Annotated in this window: 2 protein-coding genes and 1 pseudogene; all 3 read right to left on the bottom strand. The window is 65.5% G+C overall.

The annotated features are described in order from the left end of the window. Positions 1–34 precede the first annotated feature (34 nt). Positions 35–886, bottom strand: a complete 852-nt coding sequence (locus Y708_RS0103685) for a fumarylacetoacetate hydrolase family protein (RefSeq protein WP_028278887.1) — start codon at positions 884–886, stop codon at positions 35–37. 172 nt (positions 887–1,058) lie between these two features. Next, entirely contained in the window at positions 1,059–1,910 is an 852-nt protein-coding gene (locus Y708_RS0103680) for a fumarylacetoacetate hydrolase family protein (RefSeq protein ID WP_028278887.1), read from the bottom strand. 35 nt (positions 1,911–1,945) lie between these two features. Beyond that, positions 1,946–2,048, bottom strand: a pseudogene (locus Y708_RS30750) (short-chain dehydrogenase); the annotation flags it as partial.

Raw genomic sequence — 2,048 nt, 5'->3', positions numbered from 1 at the left:
ACGCAGATAGACCGGCCCCGCCTTTCCGCTGAGTTCAGGAGCCGACCACCAGCTGCTGCTGCTCGCCCAGGCCCTCGATGCCGATTGTCATGGTGTCGCCGGCCGCGAGATACGGGAACCTTCCTGAGAGCGCAACGCCCTGCGGGGTGCCGGTGTTCACCACGTCGCCCGGATCCAACGCCATGTACTGGGACAGGTCCCGCAGGATCTCGGCAATGCTGAACACCATGTCCGCCGTGGTCGAATCCTGCCGTGACTCCCCGTTGACCTTGGAGTACAGCCGCAGCGCCTGCGGGTCCGCGACGTCCCCGGCCGGCACCAGCGCCGGACCCATCGGGTTGAAGGTCGGTGCGCATTTGCCCTTGGACCACTGGCCGCCGGAGTGCACAATCTGGTAGTCGCGCTCGGAGACATCATTGCTGATCGTGAACCCGGCAATACACTCCAGCGCCTCCTCGGCACTGGACAGGTAGGACGCCCGCTTGCCGATGACGATGGCCAGCTCCACCTCCCAGTCCACCTTCTGCGCGCCGGGCGGGATGACGACGTCGTCGTTCGGGCCCACAACGGTGTTGGGATGCTTGAAGAAGACAATGGGTGCCTTCGGCGGCTGGTCGCCGGTTTCGGCGGCGTGCGCCGCGTAGTTCTGGCCGATGCAGACGACGGCGCCGATGCCCGTCAGCGGAGCGCCCACCCGCAGCGATCCAGCGTCCTCAAGTACAGGCAGCTGCCCTTCAACCAACGCCTCGCGAACCTGCCTGATGCCGCCGTCCCCCAGGAACGTACCGGTGATGTCGGCGGTTACCCTGCGCAGGTCGTAATAGTTGCCGTCGTGGCGTACCGCTGGGATTTCCCGGCCGGGCTGGCCAAGTCGCATCAGTTCCATCTCAAGTCTCCGTCTTGTTCTGTGAATGAATGTGGTCAGGTGGCTGGTCGCAGCAGCAGGCTGTGCATGCCGCCGTCCACTGCCAGCGACGTACCGGACGTGGAACCGTTGGCCGGATCCGCCAGGAACAGTACCGACGCGCAGATAGACCGGCCCCGCCTTTCCGCTGAGTTCAGGAGCCGACCACCAGCTGCTGCTGCTCGCCCAGGCCCTCGATGCCGATTGTCATGGTGTCGCCGGCCGCGAGATACGGGAACCTTCCTGAGAGCGCAACGCCCTGCGGGGTGCCGGTGTTCACCACGTCGCCCGGATCCAACGCCATGTACTGGGACAGGTCCCGCAGGATCTCGGCAATGCTGAACACCATGTCCGCCGTGGTCGAATCCTGCCGTGACTCCCCGTTGACCTTGGAGTACAGCCGCAGCGCCTGCGGGTCCGCGACGTCCCCGGCCGGCACCAGCGCCGGACCCATCGGGTTGAAGGTCGGTGCGCATTTGCCCTTGGACCACTGGCCGCCGGAGTGCACAATCTGGTAGTCGCGCTCGGAGACATCATTGCTGATCGTGAACCCGGCAATACACTCCAGCGCCTCCTCGGCACTGGACAGGTAGGACGCCCGCTTGCCGATGACGATGGCCAGCTCCACCTCCCAGTCCACCTTCTGCGCGCCGGGCGGGATGACGACGTCGTCGTTCGGGCCCACAACGGTGTTGGGATGCTTGAAGAAGACAATGGGTGCCTTCGGCGGCTGGTCGCCGGTTTCGGCGGCGTGCGCCGCGTAGTTCTGGCCGATGCAGACGACGGCGCCGATGCCCGTCAGCGGAGCGCCCACCCGCAGCGATCCAGCGTCCTCAAGTACAGGCAGCTGCCCTTCAACCAACGCCTCGCGAACCTGCCTGATGCCGCCGTCCCCCAGGAACGTACCGGTGATGTCGGCGGTTACCCTGCGCAGGTCGTAATAGTTGCCGTCGTGGCGTACCGCTGGGATTTCCCGGCCGGGCTGGCCAAGTCGCATCAGTTCCATCTCAAGTCTCCGTCTTGTTCTGTGAATGAATGTGGTCAGGTGGCTGGTCGCAGCAGCAGGCTGTGCATGCCGCCGTCCACTGCCAGCGACGTACCGGACGTGGAACCGTTGGCCGGATCCGCCAGGAACAGTACCGAC

It is taken from the genome of Arthrobacter sp. H5, assembly GCF_000520595.1.
Lineage (GTDB): Bacteria > Actinomycetota > Actinomycetes > Actinomycetales > Micrococcaceae > Arthrobacter_D.
The sequence above is the reverse complement of the archived record's forward strand: the minus strand, read 5'-3'. Positions and strand labels throughout refer to the sequence as shown.